We start from the raw sequence: 1791 nt of genomic DNA on the forward strand, positions 1-1791 counted from the left end.
CTTCATCTGTTTTTTCTTCTCCCCAAACCCGTGCAATCCTGTTCTTTATCTTCTGCTCAAATATTTCAATGAGTTGTTTGCTGGCATTCACCAATTCCTGCTCTTTTTCGATTTGTGCTACGATTTGGCGTTGGGTTTCGAGAGGTGGTTTTGGAATCATGATAGTTGAAAAGTATTCCTAACCAACACGAGGTAATTGTGCCCCTTTTATACCTTTTAGAACTTCACTATTAAATTTTTGGGACAGAAAATGATAAGAATAAAATTTAGGATTTACACCTTCTTTTGCTTCTAAGACAAAAATGTCTGTTGAACAGATTCCTTCAATTTCTGCAAAATATACTTTATTTAGGTTTGGTCTCAATTTACCATAAAGAATGTATTCAGGTTCAAAAAGAGTCTTTGTACTTTTTATTTCTTTTGGATTTGCTTTTATGTTGCCAACTAAATGTCCCGTACCTTGACTAATGTTATCAAGACCCAAGTAATTCACTTCGTTGGCATGCATATCAATAGGCAATACGCTTTTTGTAATCTTATTAAAAGCCAACCCCAACTCCACCATCTCCCATTCCGGGTCTATATCGATCTTAGGTTTGTAGTTTTCAACCACCTGGCGGGCGCCATCCATAATTTTTTGGTAGCTTTCTATTTCGGCTACAATTTCTTCCTGAACGGATAAGGGGGGAAGAGGGATTTGGATTTGTTTAATGTCGATTAGGTGGAGATTAGTAACCGTTCCGGATTTTGAGTATCCTTTTGCCTTTTTTAAAGCTTGTTCTGAATTAAGTATAATTTCGAGATACCTTGAAAGTATCTTTTCATGTATAGGTTTAATAAGCGCAAGGCTAACGAAAATACTAAACTCGTAATCCCAATCTACAAGTTTTGCAATTCCTATAGTTCCATTTTTAGAATATAAGATGTCACCTCTTTGAGGCTTGCACCGCTTTATCAACTCTTTATGTTCTTCTGTAGATATGTATTTTTTGGAATCATTTGAGCCTGAAATATCTTTTACTCGAAGAAATGGAATACCAGAGTCAGTATATTTTGGGGTTTTATGAGTTCCGTCAGTAATTAATTTAGATACCTCTTTTAATAATACATAGTCATAGGCTGATGTTTGTTTAGTAATGCTTTTATACCTCTCCCCACTCAAATTATACTCCCCATTTTCCGCAACCTTTACTTTTTCCACCAGTGAGATATTGGAAAAAATGGATTGTAGGATTTGGGTATCTGAAGAATCCTTTTGGGGCTCCTTTTGGGCCACCTGTGGGGACAGGCCATGGCCTGTCCGTACCGGGGATTCAGATGATGATGATTGGGCCTCGCCATAGCGAGGTTTCTCCAAAATGCTTTTCCATTCTTGTAAAGCCTTGAAAGCTGCGGGTAAATCGTTTTGTTTTATTGGTCTTCTTTGTGCCCCCAAATCAAAACCATCGTTTTCAATTTTTGCAAAGAGTATTTTGTCCGTCTTTTTTGCCAGGGTTTTATCCAGCCAAAAAATGGAGGTTTTTACGCCGCTGTACGGATTAAAAACCCCCCGCCGGCAGGGAAATAACTCCCACCAGATAATTGTCTTCCACCAGCATTTTACGCAGGCTTTTATAGGCTGTGCCACTTTGGAAAATTATGCCTTCAGGAACAATAATGGCTGCTTTTCCGGTTGGTGTGAGGTGTTCGGCCATATAATCCACAAACAACACTTCGCTGCGTTTACTCTGAACAGCAAAGCGTTTGTGAGGACGTATTCCGCCTTTCGGAGACATAAAAGGCGGATTGGCA

The 1791-nt window shown here is 38.8% G+C and carries 2 protein-coding genes; both read right to left on the minus strand.

All coding sequences use genetic code 11. The features are described from left to right. Positions 1 to 178 precede the first annotated feature (178 nt). Positions 179 to 1627, minus strand: a complete 1449-nt coding sequence (locus AC6F75_RS13045) for a restriction endonuclease subunit S (protein WP_500715530.1) — start codon at positions 1625 to 1627, stop codon at positions 179 to 181. Continuing rightward, positions 1539 to 1791 (minus strand): N-6 DNA methylase (locus AC6F75_RS13050; protein ID WP_500715531.1); only part of this gene is annotated, 253 nt, incomplete at its 5' end. The genes AC6F75_RS13045 and AC6F75_RS13050, both read right to left, overlap by 89 nt.

This window comes from Planktosalinus sp. (assembly GCF_059864935.1).